The 21,200-nt window shown below is 35.2% G+C and carries 14 protein-coding genes; 13 read left to right on the top strand and 1 reads right to left on the bottom strand.

Going from position 1 to position 21,200, the window contains the following annotated elements:
- Nucleotides 1–92 precede the first annotated feature (92 nt).
- The 9 genes from UABHE_RS21240 (at nt 93) to UABHE_RS21200 (ending at nt 15,558) form a co-directional block, all read left to right on the top strand.
- Nucleotides 93–1,553, top strand: a complete 1,461-nt coding sequence (locus UABHE_RS21240) for a pyridoxal-phosphate dependent enzyme (protein ID WP_372365293.1) — start codon at nt 93–95, stop codon at nt 1,551–1,553.
- Between the two features lie 334 nt (nt 1,554–1,887).
- On the top strand, nt 1,888–5,979 hold the full coding sequence (locus UABHE_RS21235; RefSeq protein ID WP_372365292.1) for a protein kinase: 4,092 nt from the start codon (nt 1,888–1,890) through the stop codon (nt 5,977–5,979).
- The gene (locus UABHE_RS21230; RefSeq protein WP_372365291.1) at nt 5,979–6,542 is read left to right on the top strand and encodes a GrpB family protein; all 564 of its coding nucleotides are present in this window, start codon (nt 5,979–5,981) and stop codon (nt 6,540–6,542) included. Before UABHE_RS21235 ends, UABHE_RS21230 begins: the two co-directional genes overlap by 1 nt.
- A gap of 10 nt (nt 6,543–6,552) precedes the next feature.
- Nucleotides 6,553–6,840 carry a hypothetical protein gene (locus UABHE_RS21225; RefSeq protein WP_372365290.1) on the top strand — a complete coding sequence of 96 codons (288 nt, stop codon included), beginning with the start codon at nt 6,553–6,555 and terminating at the stop codon, nt 6,838–6,840.
- Nucleotides 6,841–6,911: 71 nt separating this feature from the next.
- The gene (locus UABHE_RS21220) at nt 6,912–8,417 is read left to right on the top strand and encodes a DUF6134 family protein (protein WP_372365289.1); all 1,506 of its coding nucleotides are present in this window, start codon (nt 6,912–6,914) and stop codon (nt 8,415–8,417) included.
- Nucleotides 8,418–8,428: 11 nt separating this feature from the next.
- Entirely contained in the window at nt 8,429–9,454 is a 1,026-nt protein-coding gene (locus tag UABHE_RS21215) for a cyclopropane-fatty-acyl-phospholipid synthase family protein (RefSeq protein ID WP_372365288.1), read from the top strand.
- An 8-nt stretch (nt 9,455–9,462) separates the two neighbouring features.
- Nucleotides 9,463–10,659 carry a molybdopterin molybdotransferase MoeA gene (locus UABHE_RS21210; protein WP_372365287.1) on the top strand — a complete coding sequence of 399 codons (1,197 nt, stop codon included), beginning with the start codon at nt 9,463–9,465 and terminating at the stop codon, nt 10,657–10,659.
- 8 nt (nt 10,660–10,667) lie between these two features.
- A complete protein-coding gene (locus UABHE_RS21205; RefSeq protein ID WP_372365285.1) occupies nt 10,668–13,394 on the top strand; it encodes an RND family transporter in 2,727 nt (908 codons plus the stop codon).
- A 1-nt stretch (nt 13,395) separates the two neighbouring features.
- On the top strand, nt 13,396–15,558 hold the full coding sequence (locus UABHE_RS21200; protein ID WP_372365284.1) for an adenylate/guanylate cyclase domain-containing protein: 2,163 nt from the start codon (nt 13,396–13,398) through the stop codon (nt 15,556–15,558).
- Nucleotides 15,559–15,721: 163 nt separating this feature from the next.
- On the opposite strand, the gene UABHE_RS21195 is transcribed toward UABHE_RS21200, so the two are convergent.
- Entirely contained in the window at nt 15,722–16,582 is an 861-nt protein-coding gene (locus UABHE_RS21195) for a hypothetical protein (RefSeq protein ID WP_372365283.1), read from the bottom strand.
- Between the two features lie 388 nt (nt 16,583–16,970).
- On the opposite strand from UABHE_RS21195, the gene UABHE_RS21190 reads away from it, so the two are divergent.
- The 4 genes from UABHE_RS21190 to UABHE_RS21175 all read left to right on the top strand — a co-directional run bounded on the left by UABHE_RS21190 (nt 16,971) and on the right by UABHE_RS21175 (nt 21,010).
- Complete coding sequence (locus tag UABHE_RS21190; protein WP_372365282.1) at nt 16,971–18,248, top strand: N-acetylmuramoyl-L-alanine amidase; 1,278 nt, start codon at nt 16,971–16,973, stop codon at nt 18,246–18,248.
- An 82-nt stretch (nt 18,249–18,330) separates the two neighbouring features.
- Nucleotides 18,331–19,818, top strand: coding sequence for a S8 family serine peptidase (locus tag UABHE_RS21185; RefSeq protein ID WP_372365280.1), 1,488 nt, complete (start codon nt 18,331–18,333; stop codon nt 19,816–19,818).
- Nucleotides 19,819–20,124: 306 nt separating this feature from the next.
- Nucleotides 20,125–20,463, top strand: coding sequence for a PadR family transcriptional regulator (locus UABHE_RS21180; protein WP_372365279.1), 339 nt, complete (start codon nt 20,125–20,127; stop codon nt 20,461–20,463).
- On the top strand, nt 20,456–21,010 hold the full coding sequence (locus UABHE_RS21175; protein ID WP_372365278.1) for a hypothetical protein: 555 nt from the start codon (nt 20,456–20,458) through the stop codon (nt 21,008–21,010). Before UABHE_RS21180 ends, UABHE_RS21175 begins: the two co-directional genes overlap by 8 nt.
- Nucleotides 21,011–21,200: the final 190 nt, after the last annotated feature.

Here is a 21,200-nt window from a genome sequence, read left to right as displayed (position 1 = left end):
GAAAGTAATTAAAATTTGGCTGGCAGGCTAAATTTGTAGTTAATATAGCGATAAATGAGAAACGTGTCAAGTTATTATAAAGAGATTTTGCTATGATTGATTTAACCCTAAATGAAAAACAACTGGCAAATGTAGTTGAACGTGCCAGAGAAAAAAATATCATTATTCCCACACTAGCACAACAAAAGAACCCTGAACTCATTCCACAAAAGATTAAAGATGAGTTAAAGGACATAGGCCTTGAAGACCTTCATCCACGTAATTTATTTCGCATTACTTGGAAGAACGAGCCTAAAAAACATGGTGGTTTATACGGAAATGTAAACTATGTCGAAATTCCGCCAGAAATATCAGGCGTAAAAGCGCGAATTTTTGTAGTACTTGGCCACTGGTTCCCTATTCGAGCTCACAAAGTAGGTGCGACATTTGGTTGTTTAGTTCCACAACTGGTAACAGGGCAATTTGATCCTACACTTCATGAAGCCGCATGGCCATCCACGGGAAATTTTTGCCGTGGTGGAGCATACAACAGTGCTTTACTTGGGTGTAAGTCTATTGCTATCTTGCCAGAAGAAATGAGTGCTGAGCGTTTTGAATGGCTTAAAAAAGTGGCAGGAGAAATCATTGCTACTCCAGGATGCGAAAGTAATGTGAAAGAAATTTTCGACAAATGCTGGGAATTAAAAGAACAACGTAAAAACGTAGTTATCTTTAACCAATTCGAAGAACCAGGTAATCACCTATGGCACTACGCAGTAACAGGGAGTGCAATGGTCGATGTTCTCAAAGGCAATATGCGCGAAGGAGATCGTTTTCAAGGTGTTATTACCTCTTCGGGATCGGCAGGAACAACAGCGTGCGGCGACTTTATCAAAGAAGTTTTTCCTCAATCCAAAATAGCTGTTGCTGAAGCCCTACAATGCCCAACGTTGCTATATAACGGTTTTGGGGGACACAAGATAGAGGGTATCGGCGACAAGCATATACCATGGATTCACAACTCACGCAATACCGACTTAGTTGTTGCTGTTGACGATAACCACTGCATGAATCTTGCACGATTATTCAACGAAGAAGAAGGTCATAAGTACTTGAAAAAACAAGGAGTTAGCGACGAAACTTTAGGGCAACTGCCTTATCTTGGTATTTCTTCTATATGCAACTTGCTTTCGACAATAAAAATGGCTAAATACTACGAAATGAATGAAAAAGACGTGCTTATTACTGTCGCAACTGATGGTATGGATTTATACGAAACGCGTTTGCAAGATTTACGTAAAGAGTTTGGCGATTACAAAGAAGTAGATGCAGCAAAAGATTACCATGGCTCACTTATGGCAACAGCTATAGATAACATGTTAGAGCTTACCTATTACGAGAAGAAACGTATTCACTCGTTGAAGTACTATACATGGATTGAGCAGCAACAGCGTGATGTTGAAGAGTTAAATGCACAATGGGAAGATCCAGGTTACTGGAAAAAAATTCACGCGATGGAAGAAAAAATTGATGACAAAATCAATGAATTTAACGACCGCGTAGGCATTCAGTAATATCAAATCGATAGACAAACTACAATTTATTGTAGTTTGTCTATGATCCTAGCCTAGCTGTAATCATAACCAAACAACTACGATTTTTTTTCAAGAAATACTTAAAATATTCGCTCACGCTCACCACTACGATGCTACGATTACGATAGTTATTAATATCTAATTAATGGCACGCCCTAATCATACTCATTGGTATTTCATCAAAACTAAATCTTGCCAAAACCCAACAGTTGTGAAAACCCAAAAACAATGTGTCACTTGACTTCACAATAGTAACAACTTAAAATAAATGCCAATATATTCGCAAATTTTACCTACGCTTGGTGCCATAATAATGGAAAAAAATATAATAAATCGCAATTCTGATATAACAAGGCATATTACTTTTTGTGGTTTTTTGAATGCGGCAATAATAGAAAAATGTGTTTTGTATTGCAATGAGAATTCGTTGAGTATCGAACAGTTTCTTTTACAAAAAAAGATGTTGTCTACAGCACAACTACAAAGCGTTTACACTTCTTTGAAAAATCATTCTACAACAGCAGGAAAACGTTGGGGAGAGTATTTGATCATTCGCGAAATAGCACGCGGAGGAATGGGAATTGTTTATGAAGCTGTTCAAGAGAAAATAAAGAGAAAAGTAGCCATTAAAATTCTCTTAGGTGCCTGCTCGGCAAAAGAAACACGGCGTTTTGTACGCGAGGCAAAACTAGCATCCACAATTGAACATCCCAATGTTATTCCCGTATATGATATGGGAGAACACCAAGGTCGTATATTTTTAGTTATGAAATATATTAGTGGTCGCACATTTCGAGAGTTTATGTCAACTCATACAGACTTGTCCCAGCGAATAGAGATTATTCAGGCTATCGCAAATGCCTTAGCAGCAGCACATAAGAAGGGAATTATCCATCGCGACATCAAGCCTTCAAATATTCTAATCGATGAGGAGGGATTTAGTTATTTGGGAGATTTTGGCTTAGCTAAGTCACTAGAATCTATCTCACAGTACACACGAACTAGTGATATTCTCGGCACACCATTTTATATGTCGCCAGAACAAACAAAATCGGCAAAAGTAAGTTATACAAGCGATGTTTTTAGTTTGGGTGTTGTGATGTATGAAGCACTTACTAACCAAAAACCCTTCACTGCTGAAAATCGCGTAGCTTTATCACATAAAATTTGCCACGAAAAAGTTTTAGCGCCACGAAAAATAAACCCTGAAATCCCCATTTCTTGGGAAAAGATATGCTTGAATGCACTTGAAAAAAAACCAAGCCATCGTTATAAAACGGCAGTGGCATTAGCCAAAGATTTAGAAAAAGCAGCACTGGGTAATGCTGTTTCATACACTTTACAACTAAAAAAAATAGTGAAACCCGCGGCTTTATTGGTTTGTTTATTTTTGGTTTTAGCATTTACCTTTATAACTGCAAGAGTTTACCAACCTACAAAAAACACTGTACCACAAAAACTCCAAGAAAATGCAAATGTGCTGTTTGAGAAAAGTCAAATAGCATTTGCGAAACAAAATTATGACCAAGCCTTTGAGCTAGTTATGAAGTCAATAGAAAAAAAAGCTTCTTTTGAAAAGCATATACTGCAATTGCAATGTTTATTAAAAAAGAGTGATTATCTTCGCACGATTGAGTTAACGGAAGTCTTACAAAAAAAATACAAACAACTTCATCAAAAAGCAAAGCTTCAGTTGTTACAAGCTGAAAGTTTGTTCAGACATAACAAACACCAAGTAAGCTATGAGCTGGCACTACAAATTCACAAAAACGTGCCTAGTAATGAAAGTTTACTTCTTCTTGTCAAAACAACACTTAAATTGCAAATGTATAAACAAATGCAGGGATATTTAGAACAATTTAAATCTCTTTCTACAAATTTGTTAAAAGCAGAGGTTTATTATTATCGAGGCGCTCTGAACTTTGTTAACGACAATCATGAAAAGGCAAAAGAATTTTTTAGTAAGGCTTTATCTTATAAAGAAAGCAAAAAGGTGCATAGCTACTTAGGCAGAATATTTTTTGCGGATAAAAAATGGCAAAAAGCAATATTGCACATTCGTAGCAGTCTAGAAAAAAAGAATAACGATGTTGAAATTCTCAACCTTTTAGCTCAAAGTTACCGAGCTGTAAGCAATTTTGGAGCAGCGAAAAAAATCTACAACAAAATGATTGTATCTTCTCCTTGGGAAGCAAAATATTTTTATGAGCGTGGAGTATGTTCTTCGCAATTGAAAAAATTTGTCGACGCTCGCAATGATTTTTTGCACTGTCTTGAAATAGATCAGCGTGAATATCGCGCAATTATACAATTATATGATAATAGCACTAGGTATCCTATTTTAAGACATTACAAGACAAATTGTATATTAGATGGAACACTCGTTAATTTTTTTGAAAACTTTAACATCGATATTTTAAACGAGGAAAAACGCAAAGTAGCTTTAGATGTAATTCGTGTCTACCGAGAAAGACAGAAAGAAAAAACCCAGTCTTATGCTCAAGCACATGCTCAAAGCTTTTTACAGACGATTATTCATAGTAAATCTTACGCTTTGCAACAAATAGCTATGCAAGGAATAGAAACAATGTATCGTTCGCCTCAGCTTCTCACTGATATCGACAATTATCTCAAAAAAAATTCTTCCGCGCGTTTGAAAAAATTACGCCATAAAATACAAAAGCGCTATAAAAAATATAGTATTATTTATTTTCAATATTTGATAGTGCGCTATCGCTTTTTTAATGACAAGCTTGCATTACAATCTCTTTTTAAATCGCGAAAAAGATTAAAAACATTTCTTCCCGATTTGTTAAAAAAAAATTCCTTCATTTTTCATCTGTGGACACTTGAAACCTTTATAAATTTGGGTGTTCCAGAAATGCATAATACAGTACAAAATATTGCAAACTCATCAAATACACTTACTGCACTTTTAGCTTTGTCATTGCTTCACAAAAATGGGCTAGCAAAACAGCAAGCAGTGAAAACATACAATATAGAGTCTTCAAATTACTTAGAAATAGCACTTGTTATTCAATATTCTCCGGTAAATTATCATCAATTTTTATCACAATCGCACGATAAAGTCCGTCTTTTATGCGCAGAGAAAATTTGGCAATTAGGAAACTCAGCAGGGAAAAAAATTATTCACGATTATTTTGCATCCAAAGACCTTCACATTCGTCGTTACGCTTATAAAGCCTACTTTTCTGTTTCAATCGATATGATACAGCAAAATGTATTGAAAGACTTTTCTGTGTTAGAGAAAGGCTTGACAGATTCCGATGTATACGTGCGGCAAATTTGCATATACTACCTAAGCCAATTTACAAATATGTTTAGCCAACTTATGAAAATTGCTAAAAGTAAAGATGACAATGTCGTTCGCGCACATGCAGTTCTTGGTTTACTGCGCAAAAAAGAATTGGCTTCGTGTTTGCACATCATATCTAATCCCAAAGAGTCGCAGATTGTGCGTTCTGCTTTTGTCTATGCCGATTTAAAGCGCTTGTTACAAAAAGTTGATCTATTGCAATTCTTGGTAATGCTCCCAAACTTAGCTTCTGATGCAAATGTCAATTCTATACCAACAATTGCTCAGCTTATAAGTAAAAAAATCGGAGGAAGCTATATTCGGCAATTTTTAACTTCTGATTCTTTAGACGTACAAATCTCTGCTTGTTATGGAGCATTTGTTTCTTTGCAACCTGACTTAATAAACGACTTGCGAAAAACAATTGACAACACAAATGACGAAATTTTACAAGAAACGGCTGCTGGAGCATTGTTTACAACTATAGTGCGTAGAGAAAAACATCGTCTTGTTGAAGTCGAGCCGTGGCTTGCCCAACAGGTAAAATCAACAAAAAAAGGAGCCGCTTTTGGCTATGCTTTTCCCGTTATTGATATGGGAAAAATGCATATAGGTATACGTCAAATAGGCAAGTGGGATCGCAATTTAGCGTATCAAAAATGGGGCACAAGGCTAGCAATTACTTTATCTAAAGTTAAAAGTAACGAACTAGACTCATATAAAAAGCTTCTTAATAAGACAATAAAATTGGCACCTTACATTCATGAGTACTGGTTTTGCCATGCGATGGTTTCTTACTACAGTGGAAAATACAAGGCAGCAATAACTAGTATGCAACAAGCGACAAATACTAGTTATAAAATTGGCATTTACTGGTTTTGGTTAGCCAAAATTTACAATAAAAATCACAAATACAAAAAAGCGCAAAAAACGGTAGAGAGGGCTTTATCTATAGCTCCACTGCACATTCCAGCTCAAAAGCTCTATGTTAACGTGCTAAAAAAATCTAATGATAAACAACTTCTTCGTGAGCAAAAAAATCGCTTGCAATTACTTTTAACGATAGAAAAGAATAGTCAGGAAGATTAGTGAATAATGCATCAAACAGTTTAATTAAAATTGTCCCATATAACGAACTTTGGCCACAACAATATGAGTTTATTGCTTCTAATTTGCGAGAAATATTGCCAAATGTGATGCGCATAGACCACATTGGTTCCACTTCTATACGAGGTCTTGCTGCCAAAGATATTATCGATATTCAAGTGACTGTTAAAATACTTGATGAAGAAATCCTAGGTGTGCTTCAAAAAAATAGTTATCAAGTCAAAGAAGGTGTCGTTTGCGATTCATTGGTAAATTCGATTGAGCCTATGCACAAATATTTTTCAAAAGAAAGAACTGGGGAGCGTCGTGCAAATATTCACATTCGTAAAGATAAAACGCTAAATCAAAGATATGCACTTTTATTTCGCGATTATCTGCGAAATTGCGCAACAACAAGAGAAGCATATTTACAAATCAAAAAGCGCCTCGCGATGATGTACCCTCATGATATAAACGGTTACCTTAGTATTAAAGATCCAGTAATGGATATTATATTTATGGGAGCAGAGATGTGGGCGACAAAAAATCATTGGTCTCAAAATTAAGGAAATAAAAATGAATGAACAATTCTACTCTGTAATAAGAATCATCTGGATAGTTCTTCCTGCTATAGCATTATTAGCAACTTTGCAATGGCCTAGCGGTAGAAATAAATCGCTAATGATTCTATTTTTAGCAGGAAATATTGCAACACAAATTGGGTATCGAATCGCCGCTTCTATTGATTTGAATATATACCCTGCTTTATCAATATTTTCTATATTACTTTATCTTCTTTTTATTAGTGTTTTATTTGACTTAGGATTTGTTTTGTCAGAGAAAAACAAAGATAACGGTTTCTAGATTCTGTGATACAATAACTGGGATTTGCCAGAAAGAAAGAGAAAAGCAAGGTTTTTTAAAAAGGGATAACCATGCACTATTTAATTATTTTTTTTACAATTGTATTACTAGGGTGCCACTGCCAAAAAGCAAATACAAATTATTCTTCTAAAGACTCTCAAAAGCAACTTATCCGAGTCCAAGAGTTAAATACTGAAATATTAAGATCTCAAGCTACGAACAAAAATAATCCAAATCCTATTAAAAAAAATCTTTCTACAATTGAAAAATCTTTTTTTTCACAAAAAAATGAAAATTTAATTACTGAACCCAAAAAACAAAAAGAAAAGAGTACAACACTTTCCAAAGAAGATAAATCTAATCAAACAAATAACAATGAAAATAGTCTTGTTGCGGAAGAGCCCAAAAAAATAATCACCGCGCAAGAGTCAAAATATTCAGCAAAACTCGCGCACAAAAAACCACAAGAAAATCATATTGTTAAGAGCAAGGAAAAGAAAATACCTGAAACACAAAAATCACAAGCGATTAGATTTTCAGTTCTAAGATCTTTCCCACCGAACATAAAAGAAAAATCATTAAAAAAACAATCTGCTTCTGTGGAAACTAAAGTTGTAAAAAAAGATACTTCACAACAAAAAACTATATCTATTAAAAAAATAACTCCGCACCAAAAAGATACTGATATAAGAAAAGACAATCCACAGAAAGAAATCACTCTACAACAAAAGACCGCAAAAAAAGATAATCCACAGAAAGAAATCACTGCACAACAAAAGACCGCAAAAAAAGATAATCCACCGAAAGAAATCACTTCACAACAACAGACTATCCCTATCAAAGAAAATACTACACAAAAACAGCAAATCTCTCTTTCTAAAGAGATTATTCCGCCTGTAAAAAAAATAGAAGAAAAGCCAATTGCCCCTATCGTTGTAAAAGCCAAAACCACAGATGAAATAGTACAAGAAAAATTTATTGCCTTAGCTGGAACTTATGAGTATGAGGTTTATGTGGAAGGAAATTTAAGTGGGTCGCAAAAAATGGTAGTAACTCCACAAGAAAATGGATCAGTGGTTGTTAAATCCACTATCAATTTTTCTTTTCGCGCATTATTATTTTTCACAATCACTTATGAACACTTCTGTAAGGAAGTTTGGCAAAATGGACAACTTCAGTCTCTAACAACAAATACTGTCAAGAATGGCACAAAAATAGCGTTAAAATTGCAGAGCAAAGGAAAAAAGATGATAGGAGCTCTTGATGGAAACTCATTGACAACTCTCACTCCAATTGCTACAAACAACGCATGGAATTTAGGAGTGTCGTTTATTCATCGCCAAAAATATAACGTGATTAATCCTGAGGATGGTACAATTTCCTTATTAGATTTTTCACAGAAAAAAGGAAAATCATTCAATTTACAAGGTAAAAGAATAAGTACTTCTTATTTAAAATCCAAAAATCGCAATTGGGAATTTTGGTTTAGTCCAAGAAATGTAATGTTAAAGCAAAAAGATGTTCTAAAAGGCTACACCGTTGAAATTACTCTAAAGAAAATGTCTAAAAACAATTAATAGGTACACCAATGTTTACAATAAAATTATTAGAAAAAAATATATTACCTGATGCTGCTATTCGTAAAGGTATTCGCAACTTGCTAAAAATGCGCTTAGATTCATTGAAAAAAAGTTGGCTTGAAGATGAGCAAGAATCGTTCATGAAAATGGTCTCTCTTCTAAAAAAAGATGCCATTGCCGTAGAAACCGACAAAGCAAATGAGCAACATTACGAACTACCATCCATATTTTTTGAAAAAGTACTTGGACCATATTTAAAATATAGTTCTGGTTCCTGGAAAAATTCTAACGACTTAGAGAGTTCAGAAAAAGAAATGTTAGAACTAACGGTCTCTCGTGCAGATCTCAAGGATGGACAAAACATTTTAGAACTTGGTTGTGGTTGGGGATCTCTAACTACTTATATGGCGCAAAAATATCCGAATGCGAAAATCACCGCTGTTTCAAATTCGGCATCGCAAAAAAAGTTTATTGACTCTAGGCTAGAGAAACAGGGATTAACTAATGTAAATGTAATCACCGCAGATGTAACTCATTTTGAAACTGAGCAAAAATTTGAACGCGTAGTATCTGTCGAAATGTTTGAACACATACGTAACTACGAACAACTTCTCGGTAAAATAAATAACTGGCTTGCAGATGATGGTAAACTATTCGTTCACATTTTTGCTCACCACAAATATACCTATTTATTTGAAGTTAATGATGAAACCGACTGGATGGCTAAATACTTTTTTACTGGTGGAGTTATGCCTTCTAACCATTTATTCTTTTACTTCAATAATGATTTAGTTGTAAAAAATCACTGGCAGGTAGATGGAAGGCACTATTCTAAAACGCTCGAGGCGTGGCTAGAAAAGATGACAAAACAAAAGCCAATAATTTACCCTATTTTACAAGACACTTATGGCAAAGAAAATGCACGCAAATGGTGGGTATATTGGCGTACTTTCTTTATGGCATGTTCTGAACTCTTTGCTTATAACAATGGACATGAGTGGATGGTAAACCATTACTTGTTTACTAAAAAGTAGAAAAACTTATGATTACAGTAGAAGAAGCTTCTAGTATTATTTTAAATCACGCTGAAGGCTTTTCCAGAGAACTTTGTAAATTCAATGAAAGTTATGGAAAAATTCTTGCAGAAGATATTATTGCGGATCGCGATTTACCTCCTTTTCATCGCGTTGCTATGGATGGCATCGCTATTTGTTTGTCTTCCTGGCTTTCAGGACAAAAGAGTTTCGCGATATGTGGAGTTCAAAGTGCTGGAGCGCCATGCGTTTCATTAGAAAAAGAAGACGAATGTTGGGAAATTATGACGGGGGCAGTATTGCCAGTAGGTTGTGACTGTGTTATTCCTGTTGAATATATAAAAGTAGAAGATGGTGTAGCGCATGTTGTAAAAGAAATTGCACTCGAACCAATGACTAATATTCATCAGAAAGCTAGTGATTATAAAAAAGGAACTAAACTAATAGATCAAGGACAAAAAATAGATGCCCATCACATCTCAGTGATTGCTTCTGTTGGTAAAGCTAATGTTCTTGTGTATAAAATACCGAAAATTGCTATTATTGCAACTGGAGACGAACTTGTCGCTGTTGATTCTCCTATCACAGACTACCAGATACGAATTTCGAATACTTATGCCGTAGAGTGTGGTTTACATAAACATGGATTCACCGATACGGAAATTTTTCACTTAAAAGACAATAAAAGTGAGCTACAAAAAAAATTACAACTAGTCATTAACGAAGCTGATATCGTTATTCTCAGTGGTGGGGTATCCAAAGGAAAGTATGATTATGTTCCAGAGGTACTGACTTCTTTAGGAGTAGAACTTCTATTTCGCCGCGTTCAACAACGTCCAGGTAAGCCTTTCACTTTTGGGGTGCACTGTCCAAGTAATAAACCAGTGTTTGCTATTCCTGGAAATCCAGTGACAGCAACTACTTGTTTTCGGCATTATGTGCTTCCATACCTTTATAAAGCTTCTGCCTTGACGCTATCCTCCTCGTTTGTTACGCTGAAAAACAATTTCAATTTTCGCAAATCTTTGACCTACTTTTTGCCAGTAAAAATAGAAAATGATAAAGGTGTATTACTTGCTGTTCCTTCTCCAACAGCTGGTTCAGGAGATTACGCTTCTCTTATCGGTACAGATGGTTATGTTGAATTAGATTCCGCAGTAGATCATTTTGAACAGGGTGTAACTCTTTCTTTTTACCCTTGGTAGGACACAAAATGTATCAAAAAATATTGCAAAAAATAGCTTACAGTACTACAGAGCACTACAAAAGAATTTTTGTTGTTTGCGGACTACTGACTATTGTTTTTGGGACGCTGGCAGCTAATTTAGAAATTAATCTTAGTTTCTTGGCGATTATGCCAGAAGACGAAGAATTAAATCGCTTTAAGCAAGTCACTTCAAAATTTGGAGCGTCATCGGACCTTTTAGTTGCTGTAGAAAGTACAAAACCACAGCAAGCAAAAAAATTTGCTATAGCCTTAGAAAAAGCTTTTGACGACGCGCGCGACGCAGGCATTATTTCTGTGGTTCGCTCTTTTCGTTACAAAATGGATCTGGATTTTTATCGAGAATATGGTTTACTCCTAACTCCAAATAAACAACTAGAAAAATGGACTACTTTTCTAGAGAAAAATAGATACCCTTTACAAGCTATTTACCAAAATCTATCTCTAGCACCTTTTTTAGAAAGGTGCTATGCTTTATTGCAGTTAAATGCAATACAAAATTTGGAATTTTCCGATAAAAATTTACAACAGTTTTGTACTCTCTTAGAAATATTGCAATCGTACGTTCACAACGGAGATGAAATAAACACAGCGCATATAAAAGACCAAATATCATCTCTACTTTCTCCAGAAAATCAAATGCTAACCTCTGTAGACGACGGATTTATTTTTTCGCAAGATAAAAAAATGCTACTGATTTTTATTCGTCTAAATGTTGACCTTATCGAGGTTCCTTTTGGTATATCATTTTTTGAAGATATTAAAAACATTACTCAAGAAACCGCAGAAAAATTTCCTGGAATCACTTTTGGGTTTAGTGGAATGATGGCCACAGGATATGAAGACCAAGCCTTTACCTTAAGTCGTTTTCAATGGTTGTCATTTCTATCTCTTATTATTGTAACACTCTTATTTTTTTATATATCAAAATTAAAAATGGGTCCAATACTTGTTGCTATTCCTATGATTATGGCAATGATATGGACTTTTGGCATGGTGAAGATAGGCATTGGTTTTGTCAGTATTACTTCGATGATTTTTGCTGTTTTATTGTTTGGACTAGGGGTGGACTTTGCCATCCATATTATGGTTCGGATTAACGAGGAATATAAAAAAGATAATAATTATCAAACAGCTATTCAAAAAGCAGTTATTACTAGTGGCCGTGGCATTATAACTGGAGGAGTAACTTCTTCCATGGCTTTTTTTGCGATGTGTGTTGCTGAAGACAAAGCAGCAAATCATTTAGGTTTCACAACTGGGTGGGGACTGTTGTCCTGTCTAATTGTGATGATTGTTTTCTTCCCAGCATTACTATACGTTCTTCTGAAGGATAAAAAAACAACAACATTTTACGGACATAAAGAAAATCGATTTCTTACTTGGTGGGCAACAAAAGTTAATCACCATCCATACAATTTTTTGATTATCTGTCTTGGTGCATTACTATTTTTTGGTTACCAAATACGTCATTTTCGCATGGAGTATAATCTCGAAAAAATTATTCAGCGTGATATACCTTCACTTGTAACAAAACAAAAAGTTCAAGAAAAATTCAATCGCACCAATGATTATGTTATGGTTATATCTAATGATTTAGAACAAGACCGCCAATTTAGTAAACGCTTGGCTGAGAGTGGTTTATTTGCGGAAATATTGTCTATTAGTCAATTAATTCCTCCTACATACAAACAACGCAAACGTTTGAAAAGAGTTCATCGTATCTATGATGTAATAAAACAACTTAAATTACCTAATATTTCCACTCGCGATGAAGTTTCGCAATTTGACGTTACTCGTATTACATTGTTGTTGTCGCGTATGCAACTTGATGTTGTCCTTTTAAAGGAATTGGCCAAAAGTAAAAACTCGATCGCTCTTTTAAACAAAATAGAGAATTTACTGCGATCTACACGTCAATATATTCAGCGAAAAGATCACATTGTTTTAGAAAATCTTGCTCATTTTGAATACATAATTGCGCAAGAAGCGATTAACATCGTCAAAAAGATAAAAGCCTTAACTAAAAACACAGAGCTAATAAAAATAGAAAGCATTCCTCTCTCTTTTCGCGAGCGTTTTCAAAGTAAGAATGATGATACTTTTTTAATATTTGCTTATCCAAAAAATAGCAGTTTAGATCCTGAAAACGTAACAGAAATAGAAGAAAAGCTTCAAGAAATAGCGCCAGGCCAAGCGACAGGAATGCTCGTTATAACCAAAAAATTTGTCACAGGGGGGCTACGTGATTTTCCTATTATTCTCGCTGCAGTGCTTTTGGTTTTAATTGTCATTCTTCTATTAGATTTTCGTAAGCCAAAATACTTATTTTTTTCCATTTTACCACTAATGTTTAGCGGTATTATCAGTATGGGAATTATTTGCATGAGTGGTGCGACTATTAGTATTCTAATGTTGTCTGCTTTTCCTCTTATTTTTGGTATTGGTATTGATGATGGAGTTCACATCGTCCATCGTTTTCGCGAAAATGGTGATATCATCAAAACAATTAGCGAAACTGGGCGCGCTATTTTGTTAACAACAATAACCACTCTGGTTAGTTTTGGGGCTTTGCTATTTACGAATCATAGTGGTCTTATTGGCCTTGGAATACTTGTTGGAATTGGTGTAAGTTTGTGTTTTGTTTTTTCTGTAACTATCTTACCTGTAGCACTTATTTTATTTGACCGAGAACATTTATCAAAGGAGTCATAAAATGCGTTTTAGCATACGCACCAGCATTCTCGTCGTTTTGTTATTACTCATTGTTCTTTGTTCTAGCATGCTTATCACAGTCTTTTATTTTAATAGCAAAATATCAGTGCAATTTATTTTAAAAGATTTGATGCGCAATATTTCTTTACATATGACCGATAAGTGCATTCACTATCTTCATACTGCAGAAACAGCATCAAGATTGAGTAAAAATTTAACATCGAATCAAGTAGTGCAAACTCAAAACCAAGAAATTCTTCTTCAATATTTTCGGCAACTTTTACTTGTGAATAAACAGTTTGCGATGGTCACATTTGGCAAAACAGACGGTGATTTTTTTATGGTGAAGCGTATGCCTGATGATACTTTTAGTACAAAAACTATCAGGCGAACGCCAAAAATTATATATAGTACTTGGGTACATCAAAACCCTAAGTGGGAAAAAGAATATCCTAATACAGAGGAATCTCCTCAGATAGCTTATGATCCTCGTAACCGACCGTGGTTTCAAGAATCGGCTAAATCACGACAAATTAGTTGGACAGACGTTTATTTATTCTATAGTGATCAGACACCAGGTATCACTTGTTCGACACCTGTTTATGACAGAAATGAAAAATTAATTGGTGTTGTTGGCATCGATATAAGCATTAGTGGTTTTTCTTTTTTTCTGGGAAATTTACGTATAGGAAAAAATGGTAAAGCCTTTATTTTAAATCACAAAGACGAAATTATCGCTCTACCTGCGAAAAATGAAGTAGATTTACAAAAAATTTCTCAGCGCCATAGCGAAAAAGGGACTGTAACATATAAATTATCTCACATTAAAGATGCCCCTAGTTCAACTTTAAAGGAATTTTACGCGTCACTTGAACTTAAAGTAAAAAACAATCAGAAACTCAAGAGTCGATTTAAAGAATACTTAGATAATACTTCTGACAAATTAAAAAATAATTATAAATCGCTCTTCTTAAAAGCAAATGAAATGTTTTCTGAGGAAATAGTGAACGTTTCATTTCATCATGATAATCAAAACTATATCGCAATGTACGCTCCTTTTGCAAAAGAGATGGGGTGGAATTGGAAAATTGTTATTCTTTCTCCAGAAGATGACTTTATGTCAGTTGTCCACTGGACAAATGTTATTAGTTTTGTTATTGCGGGCTTGTGTATTATCATTGCGCTTGTTGTTAGTCTCTTCTTCTCCAAACGTCTTTCCTTTTCGTTAAAAATTTTAGAAGGAGAAATGGAGAAAGTAAAGAATTTACAACTCACTAAAAGTAATATAACGCGCTCGCGAATTACTGAAGTAGATAGCATGGCTTTAGCTTTTGAAAAAATGAAATCAGGGTTGCGTTCTTTTAAGAAATTCGTGCCTAGCGATGTAGTAAATAATGCTCTCATTAACACTACTGATGCGACACTTGGAGGAGAAAAGAAGAATATCACCACTTTTTTTTCTGATGTCGCCGGCTTTACAACAATTGCTGAAGCTATATCTACCGAAAAATTACTTCAACATTTAAGTGAATATTTGGACATAGCAAGTAACACTATCCATGGATATCAAGGAACTGTAGATAAATTTATTGGTGACGCGGTGATGGCCTTTTGGGGAGCGCCTTACGATGTCAAAGATCATGCTATTCTTGCTTGCCGCGCTGCTCTTCTTACTCAAAGACAAACAGAAAAACTAACAAAAAAATGGCACTTCTCCTGGAAAGTGCGCATAGGTATCAACACAGGAGAAGCAATTGTTGGAAACATGGGATGTAACGATCGTATGGATTACACTGCAGTGGGGGATAGCGTAAATCTTGCAAGTCGTTTAGAAGCAATCAATAAAATATACGGCACTGATATTGTTATTGGTGAAAATACCTATAACTTAGTAAAAGATATCTTCGAAACGCGCCTACTTGATTTTGTTATTGTTAAAGGAAAAACGGAAGAAGTCGCTATATATGAACTTCTTGCAGAAAAAGACGAACTTTCTGTCGCTAAAAAACGCATGGCGGATAATTATACAATTGCAATGCGCCATTATCAGCAGAATAATTGGAACAAGGCTCTCGAGATATTTGAAGGAATAAACAAACAATTTCCTCAAGACCAAGCAACACAATTTGCTATAGAGAAATGCAATAAATTACGCGAAGATTAAAAAAAATAAGTGTTCTCTGAAGCCACTCTTATGCAAATAGATAGAGGACTTCAGAGAACAACAAAGATAAGTTATTACTTCAAGTAAACAAATCTTATGCTCATGGCATTTAGACGTGAACGCAAACGAATTTCTTTTACACTTTACCATTACTGTAAGAAACTTATTTTTCCGTTAAAAACATTTCGTCTTCTAACTGTTCAGCTAATTGCTCGCGGTCTTCTTGAGAAATGTTTGGAAGTACTGCTTTACAACTTTCATGATCTTCAGCCAAATAATAAGCAATTGCCAGTCGAGAATATTCTTCAGATGTAATTGGCTGCTTTGCCTGTTCACTTAAAGTAACGTACGCCTGCATATCTGCTGCAGACTCTGCATAATTTGCGAGTTTATTGTGTACACGTGATCGATAATAAACTATTAAACGCACTACTGAAATACTATTTGCTGATACATTTCCACTGTTATTGAATTCTTTTAATGCTTTATCAAAAGAAGCAAGTGCACTGTCATGATTAAATTCGCGCATTTGCAATTGACCGTTTAATGAGTAAGCTAATAGTTTCTTGTGTATTGGTAGTTGTGAAAAACCGGTATCAGACATTACTAAGTGAATAGCTTCACGGGCTTCTTCATTGCTTTTTTCTTTCACTAATAAAGCTGTGTATTCTAAACGTTCGTCAAGTGATTTTGGTTCATCACTAGGCATTTCTCCATGATCTTCAATACTTTGAAAAAAGCGCTTTGCTTCCGCATAATCATCATCTTTTTCATTACTTAAGTCTATTGTTTCTTGTTCGTTGGTATTTTTACTCTCATTTTGAGGCAAAGGTTCTGCTTCGGTAAATTCATTTTGGGATTGAGAATGCTGTTGTGGAGCATGCTGCTCTTGAGAATGCTGTTGCGCTCGTTGAGGAGTCGATGTGTTGTTTTGCTTGTTGAAATCAATCATTTGTCTAGAAGGAGAAGATGTGCAAGAAATAAATATAAATATCGATGTAAGTAGGGCGAATGACTTTATCATAAAAATATCCTTATAATTAAGTAGTAGTTAAAGTTAGGACATCAACGCGAAGTTAAATATAATTGTTACTTGTTTATAAAAACAAAGCAAGTTTTTTTTAACAAGTAATAGCTACTACATTGTTACCTTAGTTTTGCGTAATGTATGCGAAAATTTCGATTTCTTGTTAGAGTGTCTTAATGCATCCTATATTTTACAATGACTTTCTCGCTAAACAAACTTAAAATACTCAGCGCTTTAGTTGAGATTGCATTTTTCCTGACAAATTGCTATGATAGTAACAAGCGTTAACAATTATTCGCGTTTTAACTCATTTTAAATTAGGACCTGTCAATGCGTCCTAGTTAAGTGGTCTTTCAGCCACTACATTTTACCATGGGAGGTTTAAATGAGAGTTTGTATTATATCACTTCTTTTTGTACTAAGCACCAATATCTTTGCACACGATGAATTACAGTACACAGATCGTTTTACAGCGCAAAAAATGACTCGTTGCCAATGTGAAAAAGTAACATTAATTGATGGAAGTATCCAACTATACCCAGAAACCAGTAGTGGAAAATTGACTTCTGACTCCGTTCAAAGCAAAATGTTTTTTAACGCAGCAACAATTAATTATTTTGCAGATATACCACAAGGGGCATCAATCCAATTTGAAATTAGCGCTTTAAATCGCAATTTTGAGTGGAGTGAGTGGAAACAAATCCACACTTCAGAAGCGGATGTTCATTTTAAAGAAACAAACCAAGCATATCGTTACCGCGTAATCTTTGAGGCAAACAGCGAAGGTCAGTCTCCGCAACTAAACGAAGTTCAAGTATGCTACGATTTTGTCTTTCCTCATATGACTGTTGATGCTTTACCATCGAGAATGGGTGTGCGTGGTGTTACAAAACCAAGCGTTATTTCCCGTAGAGATTGGGGAGCACGTCCTGCCAAAAAAGGCTATAGTTACCACAGTCCACGCCGCTTGACAATCCACCATACATATCGTCCACTTGCGTCTAGTTTCAAAGGAGCTTCTACAATACGCTCTATCCAAAACTATCATATGGATAGCAATGGTTGGTCTGACATTGGCTATCATTTTCTAATAGGAACATATTCTTCAGGAAAAACAGTTGTTTATCAAGGGCGTCCTGAAAATGTATTAGGAGCGCATACTGGTGGAGCCAACACCAATAACGTTGGTGTAAATCTAATTGGCGATTACGATTTAGAAAAAGTAAACCCTAATGGTTACAAGGCAATGATCAATGTGCTAGCATGGTTGTGTGATCGTTACAATGTAAACCCAAATGAAATATACGGACATAAGGATTTTTCTAACACTGCATGTCCAGGACAAGGGTTATACAGTCGTATTCCTCAGATTAAACGCGATGTGCGCAATATCTTAAACGGTGGTAGTGGTAATGAAACAGGTACACTAATTGGAGCTGTTTACGATTCTGCAAAAGGAAGTAGTGTACGCCTTTCTGGAGCGACCGTCACTTTGAATAATGGCAAAAAAATAGTGACAGGTAGCGACGGTGTTTTTCGTTTTCAGATTAAGCCAGGTACTTATAACTACACCATCTCAAAATCAGGATATAAAACAAGTTCTGCATCACGTAGTGTTCAAGCAAATGAGACTACTTGGGGCTCTGTTGGGTTGAGTAAGTAATCATCCCAAAGTGCAAATTGTTTACTTTTGCGCACCTACTCGTAATTTACAAGTAGGTGCGTAAGTTACTAAAGGGAAGTATATGTTGAAAGCTATATTGCGTTTATTTTTATTGACTTGTTTCTTGGGGGCGGTGAGCTTATCAAGTGAATCTCCTATTAGCCCCAAATTGCAACAAGTTCTAAAAAACGAACGGAACCAAAAAATTTCAGTAGTTGTTTATCTCAAAGGAAGTTTAAGAATTAGCGAAATTGCAAATCGCTTTAGCTCGCTAAATCATCGACAATCTAAAAATCAAGCAATTACTCTCATTAAAAAAAATGCTGATTATCACCAAGCTTCTATTCGCAAAGTAATAGACCAAATGCAAGTTCAAAATAGAGCGCAAAATGCACGCTACTTTTGGTTGGTAAACGCAATTGCTCTGAATACGGACGCCAAGTTCATTCAACAACTTTCACGTCGTAAAGATGTTGCTGCGATTGTTTTAAATGAAAAAATTAAATGCATTCCAAAACAAAAATTATCTAAACCCTCAAGAGAATTGAAAAAAGATCCGCGTAGTTTTGTAAATTCAGATTTAGTCGCCGATGAGGATGGTTTTTTCGCCACTGGATTTGAAATTACAGTCGCTGTTTTAGATACCGGTTTAGCAGATGCGCAGCGCGCAGAGTTTTTCATTCATCCTGATGAAACTTCTTTTGTTATTGAAGAGCCTTTTATCAATGATTTAGAAGGACACGGCACTCATGTTGCTGGGTTAATTGCAAGCGAAACTTTTGGAGTTGCTAAAGACGCTACTATTTTACCGATAAAAGTTCTCGACCAATTTGGCGATGGCTTTATTGTTGATATTACACTGGGGGTAGAATTTGCAGCGGAAAGAGCAGATATACTAAATATGAGTTTGGGTATTCCTGCTCTTTCTGAAAATCGCAAAGAACGCCTCTTAGTAGAAAAAGCATGTAAAAATGCCATCAAACTAGGACGTACTTTAGTTGCCGCTGCCGGTAACTCTGGCCCTGATAAAAAGACAATTGATAGCCCTGCTCTTGTTTCTAAAGTTTTTGCTGTAGGCGCTCTCACTTTGGACGTACCAAATACAGAAGGTCAGTTTCCTGGACTGCCCGCTATTTTTAGTTCCCGAGGCCCAAAAGGTCCAGATTTTATGGCTCCAGGAGTAGATATTTCTTCTTTAGCACTAGACCCTACAAATAACCCTACTATTTTTAGTGGTACTTCTCAATCAGCTCCTATTGTGGCTGGTATATGCGCTCAATATTTAGAGTTTATTAATATTTTGAATGATATCGCAGCCGCAGATGTTAAAAAATTAGAAAGAGAAGCATTAGGGAAGAATGTGTTCAAGATATTAACAAAAAGCGCATCTCACGGTTTCGCCAAGAGAAATATTACCGGAAAAGGCTATATCGATTCTCTCTCTGCAATAACAGGATTACTAAATCGCTTAAAGATAATAGAAGACTTTATTCAACTTGATAGTCCTGTGCGTAGTGCATATAGAAGCATTAAAGAAAATAAGCGTTTAAAGGTTCAACAAAAAAGATAAAGTTTATAATTACTATTGATATGTCAACCTAGGCAATATCATCATTTTACCGAGTGTTTTTTGCGATATCCACTCCCTTACTTCGCAAACTGTCCTCTCTATAGGAGAGGACATCTCTTTTATAAAAAACAAAAATGGCCACGAGTTTAATTAGAATCTAATCCATTTTATCTAGGCTATAGCTGTTTTTTTCCAATTTTCAATTCCCAAAAAACTATAAAATTACTTGTAAAAAATTATATGGCCCTTATACTATGCATTGAATACTATGTTATACATTACAATAGTTAATAAATGAGAAAAAATATGAATTCAAGATCACAATTTTTAAAAGGATGTATGCGAACGTCCGTCTTGCATATGCTGTCAAAAAAACCAATGTACGGCTATGAAATAACCACCGAGTTAGCAAAACAAAGTGAAAATATATTTGTCTTAGGACAAGGAACTTTATATCCAATGCTTTATTCTTTGGAAAAGAAAAAACTCATTGAGGCTTCTCATGAAAAAATCTTAAAGAATGGACGTAAACGCTTATATTACAAGATTACGGACGCAGGATTAGAAATGCTTGCTGAAAACAAAGATACTTGGCTAGAAGTTGTTCACGGTATGCGTTTAGTATTAGGTTTAAATCATGAATAAAATGGACTCCTATTTAAAAGAAGTAATGAAAGCAGCAAATCTATTTTATAAAGATGAAAAACGAGTTGTTAATGAACTCAAAGACCATCTTTATGAAATCATAAACGCGAAAAATGTCAACAAAATGAGTGAAAAGGAGATGTGGAAAATGGTAGAAAAAGAATTTGGTGATCCACAAAAATTAGGCGAAGAGATTGCTAGCGCAAAAGGAAAGTTTTTAACCTATTGTAAAAAAAGTTTTTTAAGTTGGAAGTCTTGGGTGATACCAATTACCATAATCGCTATTATTTGGACGTGTGGGCTTTTTATGCGCATAAAAACAGCTAAAATAAGCCCCATAATTCAAAAAGACTCGCTCGTTTTTGTCTGGCGCTGGGTGTATTCATTCATGCCAGGGGATGTCGTTGTGTATAAGGAAGAGAAGCGTTATAAGTATGCTCTTGTAACGCAAGTAGATAGTGATAAGCTTGTTATTTCCGTAGGAAAAGAACAGAAAATTTTGGACCAAGAGAATGTGTGGGGAAAAATTATATTACAAACACGGTAAAAACAAAGAGTAAATGACAGTGATATATCAGTGGCGCAATTACAAAATTGCGCCATACGATTTGGGTTAGGTGCAGCCTGTACCCCGAGATCTAAGAACTACTAACACAGAAATGATCCGCCTGTGTTCTTGTTGATCTATACCATTTTGGTTCAGGCCCAGATCCTTTGGCCTGTCATACGTAACGAGG

The sequence above is a fragment of the Candidatus Uabimicrobium helgolandensis genome (assembly GCF_041508025.1).
GTDB lineage: Bacteria > Planctomycetota > Uabimicrobiia > Uabimicrobiales > Uabimicrobiaceae > Uabimicrobium > Uabimicrobium helgolandensis.
The sequence above is the reverse complement of the archived record's forward strand: the minus strand, read 5'-3'. Positions and strand labels throughout refer to the sequence as shown.